The following is a 2,695-nucleotide window of genomic DNA, read 5'->3' as shown; positions in this document are numbered from 1 at the left end:
CGAGCGGCCGACAGACGACCGAGGCCGAGGAGCTGCGCGCGCACGATCTGCGGCGGCTCGCCGATGAACGGAGCGGTGCACTGCTCCGGGAGTCCGGGCTCGACACCCCGGAGGACCGCGACGACGTGCTCGAGGCGCTGGGGACCATGCGGATCCGCGAGGCCCGCACCCAGCTGCGGACCGGCCTGCTGCTCACCGCGCAGATGCGCGGGATCATCGCCGAGGCGCTCCCTTCGCTGCTGCGCGGAGAGCCGGTCCTGCTCGTCGGCGAGACCGGCGGTGCCAAGACCGCGCTCGCCGAGCATCTCTCGCTGCACGGCATCGGTGCGGAGCCCGAGCTGGTCTCCGGCTACGGCGACATCACCGGCGCCCAGCTGATCGGCACCCATGAGCTGCGCGCCGAGGGCGGCGCGCCCGTGAGCGCATTCGTCCCGGGACCGCTGCTGCGCGCCATGACGGAGGGCCGGCCGTTGATCCTCGACGAGATCAACGCGATGCCGCCGGAGTTCCTGAAGCGGCTCAACCGTATCCTTCAGCTGCGACCGGGCGACGCATTCGGCGTCCAGGAGGATGCGGGGCGGCGGGTCCGGCTCGCGCCCGGCTTCGCCGTCATCGCGACGGCGAACGAGCAGACCCCGCACCGCTATCGCGGCCTCGACCGCTTGAGCGCCGAGCTCATCAACCGCTTCGGCGCGAATGCGTACCGGGTGCACTACCCCGACACCGGGCGCGACTACACCGAGTTCCCGAGCGAGAACGCGCTCCTCGCGACCGCTGCGGCGGCGGACGCGCACGGCGAGCTGCCCCGGGGACTCGGCGCCGACGCGATCGAGCGCGTGGCCCGCGCGGCGTTCATCAGTCAGCAGGTGTTCTCCGGCGAGCACGGCGCGGGCTTCCGCGAGTACGTGAGCACGGAGCGCGAGATCGACGGTCGGCCCGGGCTCGAGGAATCGGTGCTCGCCCCGCGCACGCTCGTCGCGATCCTGCAGAAGGTCAGCGGCAGCGCAGGTGCGATCACGCTCGATCTCGCGCTGTCCCGCTTCGTGGAGGGGATCATGCACCGGGAGGATCGGCGCGTGCTCGCGATGATCCTCGAGGGTCAGGGGTTCCGGATCGGCTGACCGGCCTCGCGAACCATCGTGTGCTCACGCGCGAACGCACGGGTGATCGTCCTCGCCTACTGGTTCGAGAACGCCGCATCGAAGGAGGAGTCCGGGCGCTTCCAGAGCAGCGAACGGATGCGCCCCACCGCCTCGGCCGCGCCGTGCAGGCGGTCCATGCCCGCGTCCTCCCACTCGATCGAGATGGGTCCTGCGTAGCCGATGGATCCGAGTGCGCGGAAGGCGTCCTCCCAGTGGGTGTCGCCGTGGCCGGTGGAGACGAAGTCCCAGCCCCGGCGGGGGTCGCCCCACGGCAGGTGCGAGCCGAGTACCCCCGCGCGCCCGGTCTGCGGGCGCAGGCGCGTGTCCTTGCAGTCGACGTGGCAGATGCGATCCGCGAAGTCGACGATGAAGCCGATCGGGTCGATGCCCTGCCAGACGAGGTGGCTCGGATCCCAGTTGAGTCCGAACGCGTGCCGATGATCGATCGCCTCGAGTGCCCGCACCGTGGTCCAGTAGTCGTAGGCGATCTCGGAGGGGTGCACCTCGTGCGCGTAGCGCACGCCCTCGCCGTCGAACACGTCGAGGATCGGGTTCCACCTCCTCGCGAAGTCCTCGTATCCCTCATCGATCACCGCGGCGGGCACCGGCGGGAACATCGCCACATAGGGCCAGATCTTCGAGCCGGTGAACCCCGTGACCACATCCGCCCCCAGCTTGCGGGCGACGCGCGCCGCACGCTGCATGTCCTCGGCCGCGCGCTGCCGCACGCCCTCGGGCTCGCCGTCCCCCCAGACGTAGGGGCGCACGATGGCCCGGTGCCTGAAGTCGATCGGGTCGTCGCAGACCGCCTGCCCCGCGAGGTGGTTGGAGATCGCCCATACCTTCAGGCCGTGGCGGTCGAGGACCTCGAGGCGGGAGCGGAGATAGGCGTCGTCCTCGTCGGCCCGCGCGAGGTCGAGATGGTCGCCGGAGGCCGCGATCTCGAGGCCGTCGTAGCCCCAGTCGGCGGCGAGCCGTGCCACCTCCTCGAAGGGCAGGTCCGCCCACTGGCCGGTGAACAGGGTAACGGGGTGGGATGCCTCGTGCGTCATGACTGGTCGCTCCTTCGCTGCTGCAGATCGGTGAGGGAATCGAATGTGATGCGGGCGAGCTCGTCCTGGCTCTCGGCGAGCGGTCGCCAGATCGACGCCGCCGTCGCAATCGTGTCGTTGTCGCCCGTGAAGCTCTCGAGCGTGAGCGGACCGGCGTAGCCGATCTCGTCGAGCGCATCGAGAAACGCTTCCCAGTCGATGTGATCGGGGCCGACCGGCCCACGGTCGTTGCCGCAGACCTGCACCACCTCGACATATGGGGCGGCTGCCCGGATCGCTGCCGCGGGCGAGCGCTCCTCGATGTTCAGGTGGTAGGCGTCGAGCGCGATCCCCACTCCCGCCCCGAGCAACGGGCCCAGCGCGTCGAGCGCCTGTTCGACCGTGTTGATCAGGCTCGTCTCGTAGCGGTTCAGCGGCTCGATGGCGAGCGTCACCCCGCGCTCCGCGGCGTAGTCGGCCACCGGGCGCAGCGCGGCCTGCAGCGCGGCGATCGCGGCGGCG

At 71.0% G+C, this 2,695-nt stretch carries 3 protein-coding genes; 1 reads left to right on the top strand and 2 read right to left on the bottom strand.

Features of this window, described 5'->3' with window-relative positions:
- Positions 1 to 1,121 (top strand): AAA family ATPase (locus ACFPZL_RS12085; protein WP_382335600.1); only part of this gene is annotated, 1,121 nt, incomplete at its 5' end.
- A 56-nt stretch (positions 1,122 to 1,177) separates the two neighbouring features.
- Here the strand turns inward: ACFPZL_RS12085 and ACFPZL_RS12080 are convergent.
- Entirely contained in the window at positions 1,178 to 2,194 is a 1,017-nt protein-coding gene (locus ACFPZL_RS12080) for a sugar phosphate isomerase/epimerase family protein (protein WP_218113662.1), read from the bottom strand.
- On the bottom strand, positions 2,191 to 2,695 hold a 505-nt coding region (locus tag ACFPZL_RS12075; protein ID WP_382335598.1), incomplete at its 5' end, for a sugar phosphate isomerase/epimerase family protein. The genes ACFPZL_RS12080 and ACFPZL_RS12075, both read right to left, overlap by 4 nt.

It is taken from the genome of Leucobacter soli (assembly GCF_042659205.1).
Lineage (GTDB): Bacteria > Actinomycetota > Actinomycetes > Actinomycetales > Microbacteriaceae > Leucobacter > Leucobacter soli.
Note: the sequence above shows the minus strand (reverse complement) of the source record. Positions and strands in the feature narration are given on the sequence as shown.

Excerpts from the sequence above, each read along its gene's own strand:
- ACFPZL_RS12080 (WP_218113662.1), bottom strand. The coding sequence starts at position 2,194 with ATGACGCACGAGGCATCCCACCCCGTTACCCTGTTCACCGGCCAGTGG.